At 68.5% G+C, this 20,086-nt stretch carries 18 protein-coding genes, 1 pseudogene and 1 riboswitch; of the genes and pseudogenes, 14 read left to right on the top strand and 5 right to left on the bottom strand.

Annotation, left to right across the window (positions count from 1 at the left end; all coding sequences use genetic code 11):
- Positions 1-6 precede the first annotated feature (6 nt).
- A complete protein-coding gene (locus J8I34_RS15485; RefSeq protein WP_029047073.1) occupies positions 7-468 on the bottom strand; it encodes a tripartite tricarboxylate transporter TctB family protein in 462 nt (153 codons plus the stop codon).
- A gap of 283 nt (positions 469-751) precedes the next feature.
- Between J8I34_RS15485 and J8I34_RS15480 the strand changes: the two are divergent.
- Both J8I34_RS15480 and J8I34_RS15475 read left to right on the top strand, forming a co-directional pair.
- Positions 752-895 (top strand): annotated as a pseudogene (locus tag J8I34_RS15480) (citryl-CoA lyase); the annotation flags it as partial.
- A gap of 221 nt (positions 896-1,116) precedes the next feature.
- Positions 1,117-3,129: an alkaline phosphatase D family protein gene (locus J8I34_RS15475; RefSeq protein WP_209773643.1), complete on the top strand. Its 2,013-nt coding sequence runs from the start codon at positions 1,117-1,119 to the stop codon at positions 3,127-3,129.
- Between the two features lie 46 nt (positions 3,130-3,175).
- Here the strand turns inward: J8I34_RS15475 and J8I34_RS15470 are convergent, their stop codons facing one another.
- A complete protein-coding gene (locus J8I34_RS15470; protein WP_035877514.1) occupies positions 3,176-3,976 on the bottom strand; it encodes a DNA-binding transcriptional regulator in 801 nt (266 codons plus the stop codon).
- A gap of 141 nt (positions 3,977-4,117) precedes the next feature.
- On the opposite strand from J8I34_RS15470, the gene J8I34_RS15465 reads away from it, so the two are divergent.
- The 7 genes from J8I34_RS15465 to dmpG all read left to right on the top strand — a co-directional run bounded on the left by J8I34_RS15465 (position 4,118) and on the right by dmpG (position 11,939).
- Positions 4,118-5,065, top strand: a complete 948-nt coding sequence (locus J8I34_RS15465; protein WP_209806377.1) for an alpha/beta fold hydrolase — start codon at positions 4,118-4,120, stop codon at positions 5,063-5,065.
- Between the two features lie 91 nt (positions 5,066-5,156).
- Positions 5,157-7,061: a bifunctional 3-(3-hydroxy-phenyl)propionate/3-hydroxycinnamic acid hydroxylase gene (locus J8I34_RS15460; protein ID WP_209806376.1), complete on the top strand. Its 1,905-nt coding sequence runs from the start codon at positions 5,157-5,159 to the stop codon at positions 7,059-7,061.
- Between the two features lies 1 nt (position 7,062).
- Positions 7,063-8,004: a 3-carboxyethylcatechol 2,3-dioxygenase gene (locus J8I34_RS15455; RefSeq protein ID WP_209806375.1), complete on the top strand. Its 942-nt coding sequence runs from the start codon at positions 7,063-7,065 to the stop codon at positions 8,002-8,004.
- 31 nt (positions 8,005-8,035) lie between these two features.
- Complete coding sequence (gene mhpD / locus J8I34_RS15450) at positions 8,036-8,827, top strand: 2-keto-4-pentenoate hydratase (protein WP_209806374.1); 792 nt, start codon at positions 8,036-8,038, stop codon at positions 8,825-8,827.
- Between the two features lie 51 nt (positions 8,828-8,878).
- Positions 8,879-9,904 carry a Bug family tripartite tricarboxylate transporter substrate binding protein gene (locus J8I34_RS15445; protein ID WP_209806373.1) on the top strand — a complete coding sequence of 342 codons (1,026 nt, stop codon included), beginning with the start codon at positions 8,879-8,881 and terminating at the stop codon, positions 9,902-9,904.
- 20 nt (positions 9,905-9,924) lie between these two features.
- Positions 9,925-10,875 (top strand): acetaldehyde dehydrogenase (acetylating), encoded by a 951-nt coding sequence (locus J8I34_RS15440; protein ID WP_029047064.1) that lies wholly within the window; start codon positions 9,925-9,927, stop codon positions 10,873-10,875.
- Between the two features lie 14 nt (positions 10,876-10,889).
- Complete coding sequence (dmpG, locus tag J8I34_RS15435; protein ID WP_209806372.1) at positions 10,890-11,939, top strand: 4-hydroxy-2-oxovalerate aldolase; 1,050 nt, start codon at positions 10,890-10,892, stop codon at positions 11,937-11,939.
- Here dmpG and J8I34_RS15430 read toward each other — a convergent pair.
- From J8I34_RS15430 to J8I34_RS15420, 3 genes are all read right to left on the bottom strand, one after another.
- Entirely contained in the window at positions 11,917-12,813 is an 897-nt protein-coding gene (locus tag J8I34_RS15430; protein ID WP_209806371.1) for a GntR family transcriptional regulator, read from the bottom strand. The two genes, dmpG and J8I34_RS15430, sit on opposite strands and share 23 nt — an antisense overlap.
- Positions 12,814-12,953: 140 nt before the next feature.
- Complete coding sequence (locus J8I34_RS15425; RefSeq protein ID WP_029047061.1) at positions 12,954-13,562, bottom strand: glutathione S-transferase; 609 nt, start codon at positions 13,560-13,562, stop codon at positions 12,954-12,956.
- A gap of 252 nt (positions 13,563-13,814) precedes the next feature.
- A complete protein-coding gene (locus tag J8I34_RS15420) occupies positions 13,815-14,768 on the bottom strand; it encodes a LysR family transcriptional regulator (protein ID WP_371748079.1) in 954 nt (317 codons plus the stop codon).
- Between the two features lie 120 nt (positions 14,769-14,888).
- Between J8I34_RS15420 and J8I34_RS15415 the strand changes: the two genes are divergently transcribed.
- The 5 genes from J8I34_RS15415 to J8I34_RS15395 all read left to right on the top strand — a co-directional run bounded on the left by J8I34_RS15415 (position 14,889) and on the right by J8I34_RS15395 (position 20,086).
- Positions 14,889-16,718: a gamma-glutamyltransferase family protein gene (locus J8I34_RS15415; protein ID WP_209806370.1), complete on the top strand. Its 1,830-nt coding sequence runs from the start codon at positions 14,889-14,891 to the stop codon at positions 16,716-16,718.
- 90 nt (positions 16,719-16,808) lie between these two features.
- Entirely contained in the window at positions 16,809-17,786 is a 978-nt protein-coding gene (locus J8I34_RS15410) for a Bug family tripartite tricarboxylate transporter substrate binding protein (RefSeq protein WP_209806369.1), read from the top strand.
- A gap of 1 nt (position 17,787) precedes the next feature.
- The gene (locus tag J8I34_RS15405) at positions 17,788-18,348 is read left to right on the top strand and encodes a GAF domain-containing protein (RefSeq protein WP_371748078.1); all 561 of its coding nucleotides are present in this window, start codon (positions 17,788-17,790) and stop codon (positions 18,346-18,348) included.
- 80 nt (positions 18,349-18,428) lie between these two features.
- Positions 18,429-18,580, top strand: a riboswitch (FMN riboswitch).
- 75 nt (positions 18,581-18,655) lie between these two features.
- A complete protein-coding gene (locus J8I34_RS15400) occupies positions 18,656-19,165 on the top strand; it encodes a 6,7-dimethyl-8-ribityllumazine synthase (RefSeq protein ID WP_209773620.1) in 510 nt (169 codons plus the stop codon).
- A gap of 183 nt (positions 19,166-19,348) precedes the next feature.
- The gene (locus J8I34_RS15395; RefSeq protein WP_209773617.1) at positions 19,349-20,086 is read left to right on the top strand and encodes a DUF3348 domain-containing protein; all 738 of its coding nucleotides are present in this window, start codon (positions 19,349-19,351) and stop codon (positions 20,084-20,086) included.

The raw sequence follows: 20,086 nt of genomic DNA, 5'->3' as shown, positions 1-20,086 counted from the left end.
GGTTTCCTAGTTGGTGAAGATCGCCGGCCACACCGGCATCTGCAGGTTGATGCCGTAGACGAAGGCAACCGTGCTGATCGCCACCAGCACCACCGCGTTCAGGATGGCGCCCTTCCAGGTGAATTCATGGCTGGCCATCGACGACACCAGCACCAGGGCCAGCACCGACAGCACCATGCCCAGCGGCTTGAGCACGAGGCCGAACAGCACGACCGAGCCGAGGATCCATAGCAGCGTCTTGATGTCCCAGCGGGCCATATGGTCGGCATCGCCTTCTTTCGACATGGCGCCGAACGCCACCACGGCGCCGAGCAGCGCCAGCACGATGCCGAGCCAGAACGGGAAATATCCGGGGCCCATCCGGGCGGCGGTGCCCATGGAGTAGCCACGGGCGACGAAGGAAAAACTCAGCCCGACGACGATGAACATCAGGCCGGACAAGAAGTCGGTTTGTTTGCGTATGCGCATGCAGGATCCTTGAAGCTGGGGGGCGACAGAAGGCGCCAACGGGGTGGCGCCGGCTTCTGGAGCCCGAACAATACATCATGTCGTGATATATTTTCAGGTGTGCAAGGGTTATTCCTTAGGTATCGGGCAGCACGGCAGCCGCTTAAGACACGTCAGCGATCACCATTACACCGAGACAAAGAAGACATGGCGACGCATGCTGGCCGCAACCGCGGCACACGATGCAACAGCGGGAAAGAAGCGGAGAAAGCCGCGCAGGCACCAGCGTGAGCGCTGGTGCCTGCGCGGCCTGTTCTGCCTGTCGCGCTCGGTCGGCATTCTCGCGCGCGCGTGGGAGCAGACCTGCCAGGGCGGGCGCAACCAGGGACCGATCCCGCGCAAGTTCCTGTGGACCTATGACGGCGCGCCGCGGCGCGACGTGCCTTAGACAGTCATTGATGAATCATTGCTGGCAAGGCAGAGCACAACGTATCGCGGCACCAGTCATCCTTTTCCTATATCGATGTCGGCGCTCCACCGACAGCGAAGACAGAATCCGGCCACTAGTATCCATGCAACAAGCAGTCACGCCTCCCACAAAGCACTGATGCCGTCTCCGGCGTCCGGGGTTGCGGCTGCGCTCCGCAACCCGAGAGAAGGAGAACGATCATGGATCGACGCCAGTTCCTGAAGTGGGGAAGTTTCATGACCGTCACGATCGCCGCCGGCGGCCTGACTGCCTGCGGGGGCGGTGGCGACGACGATGAGCCGGATACCGGCAATCCGGAAAACTTCAATTTCGTACACGGCGTCGCCTCGGGAGATCCCAGGCCTGACAGCGTGGTGGTGTGGACCCGCGTCGAAGGCAACAACGGCAAGCGGCCCGTGGTGGTGCGCCTGCAAGTGTCGACGCAGCAGGATTTTCCGCCGCAATCACTGCTGGTCAACGAGCCGCTGATGGCCCGTCCGGAATGGGACTACACCATTCGCAACAAGGTGACGGGACTCACCGCCGGCACGCGCTATTACTACCGTTTCCTGCTCGGCAACCGCCCCAGCACCGTGGGCCGCACACGCACCGCCGCCGCGGCCGGCACGCCGCTGTCACAACTGCGCTTTGCCTTCGTCAGCTGCCAGGACTGGAACGCCAACCACTGGGCCGGCATGGAAGAACTGGCGCAGCAGGACCTGGATTTCATCGTCCACGTGGGCGACTACATCTACGAAGCCGTTCCCGGCGGCTCGCGCGCCGGCCTGGTGGAAGACCGCCACGCCGCGCTGCAATTGCCCAATGGCACGGTGCTGCCGGATGGCAGCGTCTACGCCACCACGCTCGACGACTACCGCTACCTGTACCGCAGCTATCGCAGCGATACGCGCCTGCAGGCGCTGCATGCGGCCTTCCCGATGATCGCGATCTGGGACGACCATGAGTTCTCCGACAACTGCTGGCAGGACCGCCAGACGTACGACTCTGACGACGACCTGACCCCGCACACCGCGCGCCGGCGCGCCGCCAGCCAGGCGTGGTTCGAATACCTGCCCGCCGACGTCAGCCTCGACACCAGCAATCCGTCGTTCCAGAACATCCAGATCTACCGCGCCTTCACATTCGGCAACCTGGCCACGCTGCTGATGACCGACGAACGGCTGTATCGCGCCGACCACATCATCCCGGAGGAATCCACCGGCCGCGCGGTCGGCAGCCTGTACTTCGTTCCCGCCGCCACACTGGCCACGGCCGAGGCGCAGAAGATCAGCGAAGCCGGCAATGCGCTGACGCCGGTATCGATGCTCGGCGATGCACAGCGCGCGTGGTGGCAGGACCGTGTCGGCGGCGCCAATACGACATGGAAGCTGTGGGGCAACCAGCTGTCGCTGTTGCGCATGCAGGTCGACATCACCAAGGCCGTGGCCGACCTGATCGCACGGGCGCTGGTGCAGGCCTACAGCGCGCTGTCATCGCTGCAATCCGCCATCGCCAGTGCGCTGGAAAGCGACCTGGCCGCGGCCAAGGCGGCTGGCACCTATGCCAACCTGGCGTACACCGCACTGCGCGACGTGCTGTCGCAGGCCGGCATCGATGCGGCGGCCTTCGATGCCAACATCCGGCCAGTGATTGAGAGCCGGCTCCCGGCGATCGCGCTGCTCGACCGCTTTATCCTCAATGCCGACCAGTGGGATGGCTACAACGCCGAGCGCAAGAACCTGATGGCGTTCCTGAAGGCCAACGGCGTGCGCAACGTGGTGGCGTTGAGTGGCGACATCCACGGGTTCTTCAGCGGGCAAGTGATGGACGACTACGATGCGGCGTCGCCCACGCCGGTGATGGTCGACCTGGTGACGGCGGGGTTGTCGAGCAATACGCTGCTGAGTTCGTTCCGCGCGATTGTCGACAACGACGAGGCGTTTGCCGCGTTGCGCGAGCTGGTTTACAGCGAGGTAGGCGGGGTGCTGATCAATGCGTTCGACACTACGTTGCGCACCTTCAACGCCTGGATCCGCCACGCCGACACCAACGCGGAAGGGTATGCGCTGGTGACATTGACGCCCGACAAGCTCAGCTGCACATTCCATACGCTGAAGTCCATCAGCGGCGGCGCCGCACCGGCGCTGCCGGCGACTGATAGCACACGGGTGCTCGAAGTGGCGGCAGGCACTGCGGATGTGAACGTGCTCTAGCGGGATGGGCGCGGTGGGCGATTATCCGGCTGCGGCACGAGTCCGCTCAGGTCCCTGCCAGGCCCGCCGCGATCTTGCCCGCAATGCCGGCCAGCGGTGCAACGAACTTCGCCTCCGCCTCGGCCGGCTTGAGCGCGCGCGACAGGTAGACCACGTTCAGGCTGCCGAGCACGCGCTCGCCCGCACGCAGTGGCACGGCAATGGCGCTGATATTGCGCTGCTCGCTCCAGTCGCCATGGTTGGTGCTGAAGCCGTCCTGCCGCACACGCTTCACCAGGTTCTGCACGAACTGCGCATCGCTGGCGAGCGCGGCCTGGCGCTCGCCGCCGGCACCTGAGCGCAGCATCGCGACGATGCTCTCCTGCTCGGGCTCGGTGCAGTTGGCAAAGTAGGCGCGCCCCGACGCCGTCAGCAGCATCGGCAGCCGCCGCCCGACCATGGCACGGTGGAACGACAGCGGACTGAATCGATGCGTGGTCTCGCGGATGATCATCGCGTCGCCATCGGGCGTGGTCAGGTCGGAGGGCCACACCACCTGTTGCAGCAGTTCACCCATCAGCGGCGCGGCGGTGGTGGAGATCCACTCGTCGTCGGTAAAGCCTTCGCTGAGCGTGCGTACCTGCAGCGTCAGGCGGAAGGTGTCGTCCGACTCGCTGCGGCGAACGAAGCCCTGCGCCAACAGCGTCTCCAGCAGGCGCCGCACCGTGGTGCGGTGCAGCCCCGTCTCCTGCGCCAGTTGCTGGGCCGTCGCGCGCCCGCTTTCCATGCGGTTCAGCGCCCGCAGCACATCCAGGCCCCGCGTCAGTCCCCTGACATTGGCGTAAATGGCATCCCGCTCCAGCGCCATAAAAAATCCTTTTAAATCAACGTTGTGCACTCTTTGCACAGTTTGCACATTTTTTTTGCCGCAGGCAACGCGGTCTCTAGACTTCCGTTCAAAGCAAGCCCCCCGAATGCAGGCACCCTGCACAGAACCTGGAGACAACCGATGTCGACGCAAGCCGCCCCGGCCACCGCGGTCAATACTTCCATCACTTCCACCGCTGCCGCCAAGCCGTTCCAGAGCATCTGGGCCGACCTGCGCGGCGTCAGCTTCACCCAGGGCTGGCTCGATGCCGGCGGCATCCAGACACGCTACCTGCACGCCGGCGACCGCGGCAAGCCCGCGCTGATCCTGCTGCACGGCGTCGGCGGCCACGCCGAGGCCTATGTGCGCAACCTGAAGGCGCACGCCGAGCACTTCGACGTCTGGGCCATCGACATGATCGGCCACGGCTGGACCGACAAGCCCGACGGGCCGCGCGAGGTGTCGGCCTATGTCGACCATGTGATCCGCGTGCTCGATGCGCTCGGCATCGAACGCGCCTCGTTCAGCGGCGAATCGCTGGGCGGCTGGGTCGCCTCGCAACTGGCGATCGACCACCCCGAGCGCGTCGAGCGCCTGGTGCTGAACACCGCCGGCGGCTCGCAGGCCGACCCGGTGGTGATGGAACGCCTAAAGACGCTGTCGATGCGCGCGGTCGAAGACCCGAGCTGGGACTTCATCAAGGCGCGCGTGGAATGGCTGATGGCCGACAAGTCCAAGGTGTTCGATGACCTCGTCGCCACGCGCCAGGCGATCTATGCGCAGCCCGGCATGGTCGAGGCGCAGCGCGGCAACATGGTCCTGCAGGACATGGAGACGCGCCAGCGCAATATCCTGCGCGCCGATGACTACGGCCGGATCCAGGCGCCGACTCTGGTGCTGTGGACCTCCGACGATCCCACCGCGGATGTGTCGGAAGGACGGCGCATCGCCACCATGATTCCCGGCGCGCTGTTCACGGTGATGGATGGCTGCGGCCACTGGCCGCAGTTCGAGGATGCCGACACCTTCAACCGCATCCACCTGAACTTCCTGCTCGGCAAGCCCGTGCCCGAGGCCACCACGGTCTGATGCGCTGCGCGCATCCCTGACGACTGGGCTGCGCGCATCCCTGACGGTCCGGGCCGCGCCCGGACACCCACAACACAGAACGGAGACAGACATGACCCACGCCATCGCCATGGCGGGCGCCGACGCTCGTCCTGACACTGTCGATTGCGACGTCGCCATCGTCGGTGCCGGGCCGGTCGGCCTGATGATCGCCAATATCCTCGGCCTGCAGGGCGTCAGCGTGGTGCTGGTGGAAAAGCTCGCGCAGATCATCGACTATCCGCGCGCCATCGGCCTCGACGACGAAGCGCTGCGCGTATTCCAGTCGGTCGGCCTGGCGCAGACGCTGCTGCCGCACACCACACCCAACCACTGGATGCGCTTCGTCACCGCGGGCGGACGCTGCTTTGCTTCGATCGAGCCGCGCACCGACGAGTTCGGCTGGCCGCGCCGCAATGCCTTTATCCAGCCGCTGGCCGACCGCATCCTGTTCGAGGGCCTGCAGCGCTTCCCGCATGTGCGCACGCTGCTCGGCCACGGCGTGGCGTCGTTCACGCATGACGGGCAAGGCGTGCAGGTCGACGCCGCCGACGAGGCCGGCCGGCCGGTGCGCATTCGCGCCGCCTACATGGTGGGCGCGGACGGCGGCAACAGCTTCGTGCGCCGCACGCTCGACATGCCGTTCGAAGGCCGCACCAAGCCCAACCAGTGGATCGTGGTGGACGTGCGCAACGACCCGATCGGCACGCCGCACATCTACATGCACTGCGACCCCGAGCGGCCCTATGTATCGGCCGCGCTGCCGCACGGCATCCGCCGCTTCGAGTTCATGGTCATGCCCGGCGAGACCGAGGAAGAACTGTCGCGCCCCGAGAACATGGCCGCGCTGATCCGCAAGGTCGTGGCCGACCCGGACAAGGTCGACTACATCCGCAAGCGCGTCTATACCCACAACGCGCGCTTGGCGCGCGACTTCCGCGCCGGCCGCGTGCTGCTGGCTGGCGATGCCGCGCACATCATGCCGGTGTGGCAGGGCCAGGGCTACAACAGCGGCATTCGCGACGCCAGCAACCTGGGCTGGAAGCTGGCGATGGTGGTCAAGGGCCAGGCCGGCGATGCGCTGCTCGACACCTACACCGCCGAGCGCCGCGCCCATGCGCGTTCGATGATCCACCTGTCGGAGGTGGCCGGCGACATCTTCGCGCCAGCCAGCCGCGCGGGCTCGGCGCTGCGCGATGGCCTCACGAAAGTGCTGAACCGCTTCCCCTCGGTCAAGCAGTACTTCGTCGAGATGCGCTTCAAGCCGATGCCGCGTTACGAGCAAGGTGTCGTGCTCTTGCCCGAAGGTCAGCGCCGCGCGCAACCGGGCCTGTTGGCCCGCTGGCTGGAGCGCTCGGGCAACTCCGCGCTGGGCCGACTGCTGGGCCTGATGAGCGAGAAGCGCGAATCGCTGGTCGGCCGGCTGGTGCATGGCCGCGACCCCGCCGGCTATGCGTCTTACGCGCCGGTGGGCCGCATGTTCATCCAGCCGCTGGTGCGCACCGAAGCCAATACCGTCGAGCGCCTCGACGACGTGATCGGCAACCGCTTCGCCATCGTCGGCTGGGGCACCGACCCGACCTTCGGCCTGACGGCGCAGGCGCGCGCGGTGTGGCGCCAGCTTGGCGGCGTGTTCGTGCTGGCCAAGCCGGATCCGCAGCTCGAATACCGTGACGACGTCCCCGATGGCGTGCTCGCCGTGGGCGACGTGCACAACCGGCTCAAGGACTGGTTCGGCAACCAGCCCGGCTCGGTGGTGCTGCTGCGGCCCGACCGCTTTGTCGCCGGCATGTGCTCGCCGCAGCAAATCTCGGACTCGGTGGTGGCGCTGGCGCGCAAGCTGGCCTTGCGCACGCCGGCTGCCGAGCAAGCCGAGGAAGCCGACACGCGTGCCGCCGCCCCTATCGTCGTCCCTACGGCCGCGCCTTCGTATGACGCGCAGACCGCCGCCGTCCGGCAGCTTGCCGCGGGAGCCTGACATGCCGATCCATCTGGAATGCCTGTCACACACCCCGCTGCACGGCTACTACGACCCCGCGCCGGAAGTCGTGGCCGAGGTCGAGCGCCTGCAGGCCGCGGCGCGCGCCCGCGTCCAGGCCTTTGATCCCGAACTCGTGGTGGTGTTCGCGCCCGACCACTACAACGGCTTCTTCTACGACGTGATGCCGCCGTTCTGCGTCGGCGTGGCGGCCAGCGCCATCGGCGACTTCAACAGCCTCGCCGGTCCGCTCGACGTGCCGCAGGACGTGGCGCTGGGCCTGGCCGAAGCGGTGATGGCACAGGACCTCGACGTGGCCGTGTCGTACCGCATGCAGGTCGATCACGGCTGCGCGCAGGCGCTGGAAGTGCTGGCCGGCGCGCTCGACCGCTACCCGGTGATCCCGGTGTTCATCAACTCGGTCGCGCCGCCGATGGCGAGCTGCCGCCGCGCGCGGCTGCTGGGCGATGCCATCGGCCGCTACCTGTCGGGTCTGGGCAAGCGCGTGCTGGTGGTCGGCTCCGGCGGCATCTCGCACGAGCCGCCGGTGCCGGAGATCGCCGGCGCCAGCGCGGAGGTGGCGGAACGCCTGATCGCGGGACGCAACCCGCCGCCGGCTTCACGCCAGGCGCGGCAGGAGCGCACCGTCGCTGCCGCGCGCGCCTTTGCCGGCGGCGACAGCCCCCTGCATGCGCTCAATCCCGACTGGGACCGCGCGTTCCTGGCGCTGCTCGCCAGCGGCGAGCTGACCGGCGTCGACGGCATGACCAACGACGGCATCACGCGCGACGCCGGCAAGTCGGCCCATGAGGTGCGCACCTGGATCGCCGCCTTTGCCGCGCTCGCCGCGGGCGGCGCCTACCGCGCCGAACTGGACTACTACCGCCCGATCCCGGAATGGATCGCCGGATTTGCGCTGATGCACGCCGCCGCTGCCAGCTGACCGCGCACCAAACCATCACAAGGACACAGCCATGCCCGACCAGGAAACCATCCTCGCCCTCGCCGCCCGCCTGCGCGAAGCCGAACGCGCGCGCGCGCCGGTGGCGCCGCTGCGCGGCGAGATCGCCGCCGACGACGCGGCCACCGCCTACGCAGTGCAACGCGCCAACGTCGCCGTCTGGCAAGCCGCCGGGCGCCGCGTGGTCGGCCGCAAGATCGGCCTGACCTCGCCCGCGGTGCAGCGCCAGCTGGGCGTTGACCAGCCCGACTTCGGCACCCTGTTTGCCGACATGGTCTACGGCGACGACGAGCCGATCCCGATGGCGCGCACGCTACAGCCCAAGGCCGAGGCCGAGGTGGCGCTGGTGCTGCGCCGCGACCTCGACGTGGCCGATGCCACCGTGCTCGACGTGCTGGGCGCGGTGGACTACGTGCTGCCGGCGATCGAGGTGGTCGGCAGCCGCATCGCCAACTGGGATATCTCGTATGTCGACACGGTGGCCGACAACGCTTCCAGCGGGCTGGTGGTAATCGGCGCGGTGCCGGTGCCGCTGGCTGGCCTTGACCTGAAGGCGGTGGAGATGGAAATGCGGTGCGGCGACGAACGCGTCTCGCACGGCAATGGCGCCGCGTGCCTGGGCCATCCGCTCAATGCCGCGGTGTGGCTGGCGCGCAAGCTCGCCAGCCTGCGCGACCCGCTGCGCGCCGGCGACCTGGTGCTGACCGGAGCGCTCGGGCCGATGGTGCCGGTGCAGGCCGGCAAGACCTACGAAGCGCATATCACCGGCGTCGGCACCGTGCGCGCGAAGTTCGCCGACAGCTGACACGCCCCCAGGAACCTTTGAACCCATAACTACAGAGAAACGGAGATAACCATGCAACGCCCCCATCGCGCGCATCGCCTCATTGCCAGGCTGCTCGCCCCCTTCGCCCCCTTCGCCATCGGCGCCGCCCTCGCCGCTCTGACCGGCAGCGCCGGCGCGGCCACGGCACAAGCGCCCGCCTTCCCCAACCGCCCCGTCACCATCGTGGTCCCGTTCCCGGCGGGCGGCATCACCGACATGATCGCGCGCCAGGTCGCGCAGCAGATGCAGACCGACCTCGGCAAGCCGGTGATCGTGGAGAACCGCCCCGGCGGCGGCGGGCAGATCGCCGCGCTGGCGGTCAAGCGCGCCGAACCGGACGGCCACACCGTATTCGTCGCGGCCACCGAGATGTTCGCGATCAACCCGGGGCTGTACCGCAATTTCTCGTATGACCCGCTCAGGGATTTCAAGCCGGTGACGGCGCTGGCGGCCTCGCCGCTGGTGCTGGTGGTGCCGCAGAACAGCCCGGCCAAATCGGTGAAGGACCTGGTGGCACTGGCGAAGTCGCGCGCGGACGGAGTCAACTACGCCTCGCAGGGCATCGGCTCGATCGGGCACCTGCTCGGCGGCCTGTTCGGTGACAAGTCCCGCGGCAAGTTCACCCACGTTGCCTACAAGGGCTCCGCGCCCGCGCTGCAGGACGTGATGGCGGGCCAGGTCGACATGATGTTCGACCCGGTCATCACCACCTCGCCGCTGATCAAGGGCGGCAAGGTCAAGGCGCTGGCGATCGCGTCGAGCAAGCGTTCACCCAGCCTGCCCGACGTGCGCACGCTGGCCGAGCTGGGCGTGCCCGGGCTGGATGCCGGCGTGTGGTTCGGCATGGTGGTGCGCAGCGGCACGCCCGACGCCGTGGTCGCACGGCTCAATGAATCCGCGCTGAAGGCGCTGAAGGCACCGGAAGTCGCCAGGCGGTTTGCTGACCAGGGCCTCGATCCGATGCCGATGAGCCCGCAGCAGTTCGGCACCTTCCTCGCCAGCGAAAACACGCGCTGGACCCCGCTGGTCAAGGCCAGCGGCGCCAGCGTCGAGTAACCCATCCAAGGAGAATCCCCATGACACGCAAGCTCAAGGCCGCCATCATCGGCTCGGGCAATATCGGCACCGACCTGATGATCAAGATCCTGCGGCATGGCCGGCATGTCGAGATGGGCGCGATGGTCGGCATCGACCCCGCCTCCGACGGCCTGGCCCGCGCGGCCCGCATGGGCGTGGCCACCACGCATGAAGGCGTGGAAGGGTTGGCCCGGCTGCCGGTGTTCGGCGACATCGACATTGTCTTCGACGCCACCAGCGCCGGCGCGCACGTGAAGAACGATGCGTTCCTGCGCGCGCTGCGCCCGGCGCTGCGCATGGTCGACCTGACCCCGGCGGCAATCGGCCCGTACTGCATTCCGGTGGTCAACGGCGCCGCGCACCTGGACGCGCCCAACGTCAACATGGTCACCTGCGGCGGCCAGGCCACCATCCCGATGGTGGCGGCGGTATCGCGCGTGGCGCCGGTGCACTATGCGGAGATCGTCGCCAGCATCTCCAGCAAGAGCGCCGGCCCCGGCACGCGCGCCAATATCGACGAATTCACCGAGACCACCTCGCGTGCCATTGAGCAGGTGGGCGGCGCGCGCCGCGGCAAGGCCATCATCGTGCTGAACCCGGCCGAGCCGCCGCTGATCATGCGCGACACGGTGTATTGCCTGAGCGAGCCGGCCGACCAGGACGCCATTGCCGAATCGGTGGCGCGCATGGCTGCCGACGTGCAGCGCTACGTGCCGGGCTACCGGCTCAAGCAAGCGGTGCAGTTCGAGCAAATCGCCGCGGACGCGCCGCTCAATATCCCGGGGCTGGGCCGCATTGTCGGCCTGAAGACCACCGTCTTCCTCGAAGTCGAGGGCGCCGCGCACTACCTGCCCGCCTATGCCGGCAACCTCGACATCATGACCAGCGCCGCGCTGAACACCGCCGAGAGCATGGCCGAAGCCATGCTGGCCGAGTCCACTGCGGCCTGAACAGGAACCACGCCATGAGCACCGACAAGAAACTCTATATCTCCGACGTGACGCTGCGCGATGGCAGCCACGCCATCCGCCACCAGTACAGCGTGGCGCAGGTCCGCCAGATCGCCGCTGCGCTCGACAGGGCCGGCGTCGATTCGATCGAAGTCGCGCACGGCGACGGGCTGCAGGGCTCCAGCTTCAACTACGGCTTCGGCGCGCATACCGACCTGGAATGGATCGAAGCCGTCGCTGAGGTGGTCAGCCACGCCAGGATCGCCACGCTGCTGCTGCCCGGCATCGGCACCGTGCACGACCTCAAGGACGCCTACCAGGCCGGCGCGCGCATCGTGCGCGTGGCCACGCACTGCACCGAGGCCGACATCTCGCGGCAGCATATCGAGGCGGCACGCGAGCTGGGCATGGAAGCGGTCGGCTTCCTGATGATGAGCCACATGACCACGCCGCAGCAGCTGGCGCAGCAGGCGAAGCTGATGGAGAACTATGGCGCGACCTGCTGCTATGTGGTCGACTCCGGCGGCGCGCTGACCATGGACGGCGTGCGCGACCGCTTCCGCGCGTTCAAGGACGTGCTCAGGCCCGAGACGCTGACCGGCATGCATGCGCACCACAACCTGAGCCTGGGCGTGGCCAACAGCATCGTCGCGGTGGAGGAAGGCTGCGACCGCATCGACGCCAGCCTGGCCGGCATGGGCGCGGGCGCGGGCAATGCGCCGCTGGAAGTGTTTATCGCTGCCGCCGAGCGCATGGGCTGGCATCACGGCACCGACCTGTACCAGCTGATGGACGCGGCCGACGACCTGGTGCGCCCGCTGCAGGACCGGCCGGTGCGGGTCGACCGCGAGACGCTGGCGCTGGGCTATGCGGGCGTGTATTCCAGCTTCCTGCGCCACAGCGAAGCGGCCGCGGCGCGCTATGGCCTCAAGACCGTCGACGTGCTGGTCGAACTCGGCCGCCGCCGCATGGTCGGCGGGCAGGAAGACATGATCGTGGACGTGGCGCTGGACCTGCTGAACGGATCGCAGAGCCAGGCCGCTAAGGCTCCAGCAGCCAGCTGATCTGCGTCAGCGCGTTAAGCGTGTGCTGCAGGTGCTCGCGCATCGCCTCCGAGGCTTCCTCGTTGCGCTGGCGCGCGAGCAGGTCCAGCACGTGCAGGTGCTGCTTCGCGTGTTCGGGGTAGCGCTCGCGGTCGCGCATCGAGCGGTAGGACAGCAGCCGGCGCACGCGGTTGACGCGCCGGATGGTGTCGATGAAGAACGGGTTGCCAGACGCCTCGACCAGTGTTTCGTGGAAGCGCACGCCGCGGTCGTGCAGCTGGTCGGCGCTGTCGGTCTCGATGCCGCCTTCCAGCAGGTGCCGCTCGGCAGCGCGCAGCCGCTCGATCGCCTGTGGCTCGAGCCGGTAGGTGGGCTCGAGCAGCGCGGCCGGTTCCAGCGCCAGCCGCAGCCGGTAGGACTGCAGCAGCGAATCGGGCGTGGTCAGCATCGACGAGAACTCCCAGCCATAGCCGGGCTTGCGCTCGCCCCAACCCTCCTGCGCAATCCGCTTGAGCACGGTGCCCAGCTGGGTGGCAGTCAGGCCGTAGTGCTGCCGCAGGTGGTGCTCGGAAACCTGCGTTTCCAGCGTGCCCTGCAGCAAGTCTTCGGCGATCTGGAAATACGCCGCGGTGGCCGGGTCGGGCTCGACCAGGCCCAGCTGCGATGCAAACTCCGCGGCCGGCGCCGCCACCGGCCGCGCCAGGAAGAAACCGCGGTTCTTCTCGCGCGTGAGCACGCCCTTCTCGTGCAGCAGCGCGAGCGCCTCGTTGACGGGCGAGCGCGATACGCGCAGCTTGTCGGCCAGCATCTGCGCCGGCAGGTGCGCGCCGACGGTCAGGCCTTCGGCCTGGATCAGCGCAACGATCTGGGTGGCAATGGATCGGTCGTGGTTCATGGTCTGCGGCCGTGGCGCGGCTTGCATGTGACGCCGGGGCGCTGCCTGTGTTGGCGGCGTCACCCGGCGGGCCGGCCAGGCGGGAGCGATGGGTGCGCCAGAAGCTTACCGCAATCCGGAGACCGGGCTCTCGCGAGCTGTCATGCGTGGGGCAGCGCGGTGAAGGCAGGGAAGCTTTCCAGCTGCGCCGCGAGCGCGGCCAGCGCAGGGTGCGCCGCCCGGTCGACGTGACCGGGCAGCAGCGCCTGGGTGAAGGTCCACACCACGCCGGCGGTCAGCGTGGCCTGGCTCACGGCCGCCTCATCGGCCGGCACGGGCATGCGCGCGATCTCGTCTTCCAGCAGCGCAAAGGCACTGGTGCGCTGGCCATCGACGCGCTCCACCCACGGCCGGTGAACCTTCTCCGCCGGCCTCAGGTTGTGCTCGTACACGTGCTGCACGGCCTTCTCGCTGGCCGCCAGCGCCAGGCCGATGGTGCGCAGCGCGCGCTGGCGCTCTTCCAGCGCGGCCGGCATCAGGCTGCGGCCGGCCAGCGCTTCGGCGTAGTCGATGATCAGCGTCGAGTCCATCAGCACCACGCCGTTGTCGCACACCAGCGACGGCGCCTTGACCACCGGGTTGATGGCGCGGAACTGGTCGAAGGTGCGGAACACCGAGATGGATTCGTGGGTGAACGGCAAACCCAGCAGGCGCAGCGTGATGGCGGCACGGCGCACGTAGGGGGAATCGAGCATGCCGATGAGTCGCATGGGTATGGCTCCGGGTTGGTGGTGGTTGTGCGAGGCTGATTATGATCCGGCACGCGCTATCACCGCCAGCGGTTTGCTCCCCTCTCCCGCGAAGTGGGAGAGGGGCCGGGGGTGAGGGCGGGCGCGGGCATACCGATGGGCTGGACTTCGTTGACGCGCCGGCCCTCACCCCCACCCCTCTCCCGCGAGCGGGAGAGGGGTGCATTTGTGCGGGATGTCGGCAGGCGCCAATGCCTTCGCAAACCCGGCGCCTTATCCCTCCTCCCACCGCAATTTCCCCAACGCCGCCACCAGCGACACCACCACGTCATCCTCCTGCGCCTGCCGCCGCCACATCACCCCCACCGGCGGCAAGTCCCAGCTCAGCGCATGCGGCAGGACCGCCGCGCCCCCGCCTTCGACCAACTCCACGGCCACCGCGCGCGGCACGATGGTGGTAGCCGCCGCGTGGTTGCGCAGCAGCGTGGCCATGGTCTTGATCGAGTAGGTCTCGACGATCGGCACCGGCTGCGCCACGCCGGCCACCGCCAGGATGGTGTTGATGGTGCGCCGGATCGGCGTGTTCGGCGGCGGCAGGATCCAGTCGCGTTCGGCCAGCCGGTGCCAGTCGAGCGGCCCGCGCCCGAGCCGGCCGGCGGCCGCGGCGGGCACCACCAGCACCGGCTCTTCGCGATACAGCGGCTGCTGGGCGATGTCCGCGCCAGGCGCGTAGAAGGTGCGCGCCACCACGCAATCCAGCTCGTGTTCGCGCAGCGCCGCCACCAGCTCGTCGGTGGTGCCCTCGCGCACCAGCACCGAGACCCGCGGCGACTGCGTCAGGCCGAAGCTGCAGGCGGCATCGAGCACGGTGCGGCTGATAAACGGGATCACGCCGATGCGCAGCCGTCCCGACATGCCCGCGCCGATCGCCGCCAGCTCGCGCCCCAGCGCGTCGGTATCCGCCAGCGTCAGCCGCGCATGCGCCAGCACCGCCCGGCCCGTGGGCGTGGGCTCCAGGCCACGCCGGGTGCGGATGAACAGCGGCACCATGAAGATGTCTTCGATCTCGCGCAGGGTCTTGGTGACGGCGGGCTGGGACAGGTTCAGCTCGGCCGCCACGCGCGACACCGAGCGCTGGCGCTCCAGCGCCAGCAGCAATGGCAGATGCCTGAGGCGCAGGCGCGAGACGAGGTTGTGGACCAGCTTGTCGGGGGCGGCGATGGACACGGGAATCCTGCAACGGGGCGTATATGTCGCATTACCAAATGGTAATACAACGATAACTATTCAGACGCTCAAGGTTATTTCCCAATCCTATACTGGCTCGCATCACCGGAGCTGCAATCCATGTTCACTACCCGCCCAGAAATCGTCGGCACCTTTGGCGTCGCCGCCTCCACCCACTGGCTGGCCACGCAAACCGCCATGGGCGTGCTGGAACGCGGCGGCAATGCCTTCGACGCCGCCGTGGCGGCCGGCTTTGTGCTGCAGGTGGTCGAGCCGCACCTGAACGGCCCGGGCGGCGAAGTGCCGATCATGTTCTGGAGCGAGCGCGAGCGCCGCATGCGCACCCTGTGCGGCCAGGGCCCGGCGCCGGCGCTTGCCGATCCCGCCGCGCTGCGCGCGCAGGGCCTGGAACTGGTGCCGGGCATCGGCCTGGTCCCGGCCACCGTCCCCGGCGCCTTCGGCGCGTGGCTGACGATGCTGCGCGATCATGGCACGTGGTCGCTGGCCGACGTGCTGGCGCCCGCCATCGGCTACGCGCGCGACGGCTTCCCGCTGGTGCCGCGCATCTCGCGCGCGATCCTGGCGGTGCAGGCGCTGTTCAACGACGAATGGCACAGCTCGGCGGCCACCTGGCTGCCCGACGGCAAGGTGCCGCGCCCCGGCAGCCTGCATACGCTGCCGGTGCTGGCCGATACCTACACGCGCATCGTCGAAGAAGCCCAGCGCCGCAGCGACAGCCGCACCGGCCAGATCGACGCCGCGCTGGATTGCTGGTACCGCGGCTTCATCGCCGAGGAAATCGACGCGTACTGCCGCAACACGCCGGTGCGCGACACCACCGGCGACAAGCACACCGGCCTGCTGCGCTACGACGACATGGCCGGCTGGAGCCCCGAGGAAGAAGACCCGGTCACGCTCGACTTCGGCCGCTACACGGTGGCCAAGTGCGGCATCTGGAGCCAGGGGCCGGTGTTCCTGCAGCAGCTCGGCATGCTGCGCCACGCCGGGCTGGCGCAGCATGCGCCCGATTCGCCCGACTTCGTGCACCGCATTGCCGAGGCCACCAAGCTGGCCATGGCCGACCGCCTGGCCTGGTACGGCGATCCCGGCTTCACGCCGAGCCCGCTCGCGGCGCTGCTCGACGACGGCTACCTGGCCGCGCGCGCGCAGCGCATCGGCGCGCGCGCGGCGCTGGCGATCGACCCCGGCATGCTCAACGGCATGGCGCCGCGCCTGCCCGACCTGGGCGCGGCCGAGCGCACGCTGCGGCAAGCCGACGTGCGCTTCGGCGTGGGCGAGCCGACCTTTGCCGAGCTGCCGCCGGTAGCCGAATGGGCCGAACGGGAGCTCTTTGTCGGCGACACCTGCCATATCGACGTGATCGACCGCCACGGCAACATGGTCGCGGCCACGCCGTCGGGCGGCTGGCTCTCGTCGAGCCCAACCATCCCGGCGCTCGGTTTTGCCCTCAATACCCGCCTGCAGATGACCTGGCTGGAGCCGGGCCTGCCCAACACGCTGGCCCCCGGCAAGCGCCCCTGCACCACGCTGTCGCCGTCGCTGGCGCTGCGCGACGGCGAGCCTTACATGGTGTTCGGCACCCCCGGCGGCGACCAGCAGGACCAGTGGTCGCTGGCATTCTTCCTGCGTCATGCAGTGCATGGCATGAACCTGCAGGAAGCGATCGACGCGCCGGCCTGGCATATCGACCATTTCCCGGCCTCGTTCTGGCCGCGCCAGACCGTGCTCAACCGCATCAGCGTGGAATCTCGCTTCCCGGCGGCAACGCTGGCGGCGCTGCGCGAACGCGGGCATGAGGTGCGCGTGGGCGAGCCCTGGTCCGAAGGCCGCATGTCGGCATGCTCGCGCGAACGCGATGGGCGCGGGCGGCTGGTGCTGCGCGCCGGCGCCAATGCGCGCGGCATGCAGGGCTACGCGGTGGGCCGCTGAGCGGTGGGTCGCTGAGCGGTGGGTCGCTGACGATTCGATGCATGACAGCGGGCCGCAACAGGTCCGCGCCAGTACCAAGGAGGAAGGAAAATGCGCGCAGTACTGAAAACCCTGCTGGGCGGCGTGGCCGCGCTGGCGATGTGCCTGGCGGCCACGGCCGGCGCCAGCGAAGCCTGGCCGCAGAAGCCGGTCACGCTGATCGTGCCGTGGGCCGCCGGCGGCTCGACCGATATCCTGGCGCGCGTGCTGTCCGAGCACCTGACGCGCTCGCTCGGCCAGCCGGTGATCGTCGACAACAAGCCCGGCGCATCCGGCAACATAGGCTCGGCCATGGTGGCCCGTGCCAAACCCGACGGCTACACGCTGCTGGTGGGCTCGATGAGCACCCATGCGATGAACCCGGCGCTGATGTCCAACATGCCGTTTCGCGGCGTGGATGACTTCACGCCGCTGGGCCTGCTGGCGTACGTGACCAACACCATGGTGGTACACCCGTCGGTGCCGGCGCAGAACGTCAAGGAGCTGGTGGCCTACGCCAGGGCCAACCCCGGCAAGCTCGCCTACGCCAGCGCGGGTCCGGGCTCCACCAACCACCTCAGCGCGGTGCTGTTCGAGAAAATGGCCGGCATCCAGATGCTGCACGTGCCATACAAGGGCGGCGCGCCGGCGGTGGTCGATACCGTGGCGGGCCAGACCCAGCTGCTGTTCTCGGCGGGCACGCAGACGCTGCCGCATGTCAAGGCGGGCAAGCTGCGCCTGCTGGCCGTGACCGAGAGCAAGCGCTCGCCGCTGCTGCCCAACGTACCGACCGTGGCCGAAACCCTGCCCGGCTACGAGCTGGCGGTCTGGTATGGCGCCTTCGGGCCCAAGGGCATGCCCGCCGAGCTGACGGCGCGGCTCAACCGCGAGATCAACACCGTGATGGCACTGCCTGAAGTGAAGGCCAAGATGAACGCCATCGGCGTCGAAACCGCGACCTCCACGCCGCAGCAGTTCGCCACTATCCTGCGCCGCGATGCGGACCGCTACGGCAAGCTGATCCGCGAACTGGGCATCCAGGGAGAGTGAAGTGGGCCAGCTGAAGCACGCCACCCCGCACTCCGTCCCGCAAGCCAGCGCGCCGCTGTCGGACGCCGGCCCGCTGATCGCGCAGGTCAACCTGCTGTGCGACGCCCTGCGGCAGGCGCGCGAGCCAGCCGCGGCGCTCGACGCGATCGGCGCGGCCACGCTGCGCACGCTCGGTCCGGGGTTGCTGACGATCAATGCCTGGCATGCGGACGTGCACCGGATCGAACGGCTATGGTCCTCGGACACCGCAGCCTACCCGGTCGGCGGGCACAAGACCAAGGGCGACAGCCCGTGGCGCCGGCAGTTGCTGGAGCGCGGCGAAGTCTTTGTCGGCGAGGGCGATGACGCGCTGGCGGCGGTGTTCGACGACGTGCAGGTGATCCGCACGCTCGGCTGCACGGCGGTGGTCAATGTGCCGCTGGGCTACCAGGGCTCGGTGATCGGCACCTTCAACTACCTGGCCGACCGCGCCATCTGGTCGGCTGCCGAGGTGGCGGCGCTCAGGCTGCTGGCGGCGCTGGCGGTGGCGCCGGTGCAGGCGCTGACCGCTGCGCGCACCTGACGAAAGCCTCGCCAACACCGAACGCTACTCTGCGGTATGATTCCCCCGCCGCGTTGAAAGCTCAACCAAGCACAACGCGACAACGTTCTCAGGGCAGGGTGAAAGTCCCTACCGGCGGTGAAGGCGTCTGACGCACAAGCCCGCGAGCGCCCGGCATGCCCACCTGCCGGGGTCAGCAGATTCGGTTCAAATCCGAAGCCGACGGTGATAGTCCGGATGAAAGAGAGCGAGCAAAAATGCCCCCGTCTTCACGGGGGCAAGTCTCGTGCGCCCTGATTCTGGCCAACTCCATCCGTACAGGAACACCATGAATCAGCCTGTCTCTGCATTCCAGCGCGCCACCGCACCCGCGGCCGGCTTTTCCCTCCCCGAAGGCAAGCGCATTGCCTACATCCATGCCCAATGGCATGCCGATATCGTCAATCGCGCGCGCGACGCGTTCGTGGCCGAAATGGCAAAGCTGGGCGTCACCGCGGATGTCATCGACATCTACGATGTCCCCGGGGCCTTCGAAATCCCGCTGCATGCGCAACGGCTCGCCAAATCCGGCAAGTACGCTGCCATCGTCGCCAGCGGCTTTGTCGTCGACGGCGGCATCTACCGGCATGAATTCGTCGCCGATGCCGTCATCAGCGGCCTGATGCGGGTCCAGCTCGACACCGAGGTCCCTGTATTCTCGGCCGTGCTGACCCCGAAGAGCTTCCACGAGCACGACGAGCACCATCGCTTCTTTGCCGAGCATTTCGTGGTCAAGGGCCGCGAGGCGGCGCAGGCCTGTGTCCGCACGGTCGCGTCGCTGCAGAAGCTCGCGGCCTGATGCGTTGAAGCGGCGGGGCCGGGCTGTTCATGTCCACGGCATGCTCAGGAATCATGAACAGCGGGACTTCCCGAACAGCACGGCTCGCACGCGGCGGCATCTCTTGCCGCCGCTCCCCTCCCCCGGATACTGCCATCCCCCTCCCCGGGACGTGTAAACTGCTGGCTTTTTAAACCCGGCGGTATGTCCCAAGAGCCCCGGCGCACAGGTTTCAGCGGTCCGACGCTTGTCCGGCTGCTGGCGCGCCTGACCGACGCCGACGCCCCACCTCCTGCAACGTCACTTTCCGGCCAGCTGAGCCAATGGCTGGGCTGGCCGGATGCGATCGCCCTGTCGGCGGCCCTGAAAAGTGCGCCGGCCGCGGCGCCGACCGTCGCACGTGCCTGCGGCGCCACTGCCGAAGAGCAGGAGTGCGCGCGCGTGCGCGCCGCGCTGGCCGATGCCATCGCCGGGGACAACGCCCTGACCGCGCGCCGCCGCGGCCCCGCGCGGCCATCGGCGCTGGCGGAGGCCGTCGACGCGCAGGTGGACTACGCCATCTACCGCCACCGCTATGTGTCGCAACAGCAGGCCATGGAGACCGCGATCGGCGCGTTGCGCGGACGGCTGCGGGCGGCCTTGTCGACGCGCGCGCCGGACATGGCCCGGCTGGCGATGGTCGATGCCGTGATGGAGCGCGTGCTGGGCGCGCGCGAGCAAAGCGTGCTCGGCAGCGTGCCTGCCCTGCTGGAAGGGCATTTCCAGCGTTTGCGCCAGGCGGAAACCGCGGCGCTGGCCGAGGCCCGGGCCGCCGCGGCCCCAGTCGCGCCCGGGGCGTGGCTGGCCGTGTTTCGCAAGGATATGCAAAGCGTATTGCTGGCCGAGCTGGAGATACGCTTCCAACCCGTCGAAGGATTGCTCGCCGCCCTGCGTGGCAGCTGA

The sequence above is a fragment of the Cupriavidus phytohabitans genome, from assembly GCF_017815025.1.
GTDB lineage: Bacteria > Pseudomonadota > Gammaproteobacteria > Burkholderiales > Burkholderiaceae > Cupriavidus.
This window is presented reverse-complemented; position numbering and strand designations above follow the sequence as displayed.

Bases quoted from the DNA above. Each gene is read 5' to 3' on its own strand.
- J8I34_RS15485 (WP_029047073.1), bottom strand. From the start codon at position 468: ATGCGCATACGCAAACAAACCGACTTCTTGTCCGGCCTGATGTTCATC.
- J8I34_RS15475 (WP_209773643.1), top strand. From the start codon at position 1,117: ATGGATCGACGCCAGTTCCTGAAGTGGGGAAGTTTCATGACCGTCACG.
- J8I34_RS15470 (WP_035877514.1), bottom strand. From the start codon at position 3,976: ATGGCGCTGGAGCGGGATGCCATTTACGCCAATGTCAGGGGACTGACG.
- J8I34_RS15465 (WP_209806377.1), top strand. From the start codon at position 4,118: ATGTCGACGCAAGCCGCCCCGGCCACCGCGGTCAATACTTCCATCACT.
- J8I34_RS15460 (WP_209806376.1), top strand. From the start codon at position 5,157: ATGACCCACGCCATCGCCATGGCGGGCGCCGACGCTCGTCCTGACACT.
- J8I34_RS15455 (WP_209806375.1), top strand. From the start codon at position 7,063: ATGCCGATCCATCTGGAATGCCTGTCACACACCCCGCTGCACGGCTAC.
- mhpD (WP_209806374.1), top strand. From the start codon at position 8,036: ATGCCCGACCAGGAAACCATCCTCGCCCTCGCCGCCCGCCTGCGCGAA.
- J8I34_RS15445 (WP_209806373.1), top strand. From the start codon at position 8,879: ATGCAACGCCCCCATCGCGCGCATCGCCTCATTGCCAGGCTGCTCGCC.
- J8I34_RS15440 (WP_029047064.1), top strand. From the start codon at position 9,925: ATGACACGCAAGCTCAAGGCCGCCATCATCGGCTCGGGCAATATCGGC.
- dmpG (WP_209806372.1), top strand. From the start codon at position 10,890: ATGAGCACCGACAAGAAACTCTATATCTCCGACGTGACGCTGCGCGAT.
- J8I34_RS15430 (WP_209806371.1), bottom strand. From the start codon at position 12,813: ATGAACCACGACCGATCCATTGCCACCCAGATCGTTGCGCTGATCCAG.
- J8I34_RS15425 (WP_029047061.1), bottom strand. From the start codon at position 13,562: ATGCGACTCATCGGCATGCTCGATTCCCCCTACGTGCGCCGTGCCGCC.
- J8I34_RS15415 (WP_209806370.1), top strand. From the start codon at position 14,889: ATGTTCACTACCCGCCCAGAAATCGTCGGCACCTTTGGCGTCGCCGCC.
- J8I34_RS15410 (WP_209806369.1), top strand. From the start codon at position 16,809: ATGCGCGCAGTACTGAAAACCCTGCTGGGCGGCGTGGCCGCGCTGGCG.
- J8I34_RS15400 (WP_209773620.1), top strand. From the start codon at position 18,656: ATGAATCAGCCTGTCTCTGCATTCCAGCGCGCCACCGCACCCGCGGCC.
- J8I34_RS15395 (WP_209773617.1), top strand. From the start codon at position 19,349: ATGTCCCAAGAGCCCCGGCGCACAGGTTTCAGCGGTCCGACGCTTGTC.